The organism is Streptomyces sp. SP18CS02, assembly GCF_036322365.1.
Taxonomy (GTDB): Bacteria; Actinomycetota; Actinomycetes; order Streptomycetales; family Streptomycetaceae; genus Streptomyces.
On the sequence record NZ_JAQYXC010000102.1, the window covers coordinates 1 to 390 of the forward strand.

Sequence of the window (390 nt, forward strand, 5' to 3'; positions counted from 1 at the left end):
CCGCAGCGACAAACCGTGGGAGGACCTGCCGCGGGCCGCCGTCCTCATGGAGAGGGCCGGCACCGGGGGCGCCCTGTTCCGCAATCTGTACCGGGACTTCCTCGCCGAGTGTGCCCAGCTGATCGACAGCGGCCACCTGCCCGACCCGCTGCTGCGGCTGCGCGAGCGGGGCGTCACGGTCGTCCCGCACGGCGTCTCGCTGGGGCTGGGGGGCGCGGACCGCCCGGACGAGGCACGGCTGGCGGAGCTGGCCGCCAAGGCGGGGGACCCGCAGGGCATGGCGCTGTGGGCCGGTCAGGGCCACCGGATGGCGCGCGACCTGCCCGCCGGACAGCTGGTCGAGGTGCTCAACGCCGAACTGACCTCGGCCGTGGCCGCGTTGGCGCTGCG

At 75.9% G+C, this 390-nt stretch carries 1 protein-coding gene; it reads left to right on the plus strand.

Features of this window, described 5'->3' with window-relative positions:
* Positions 1 to 390: DUF4872 domain-containing protein (locus PUR26_RS00830; protein WP_329868211.1), on the plus strand; the 390-nt coding region annotated here is incomplete at both ends.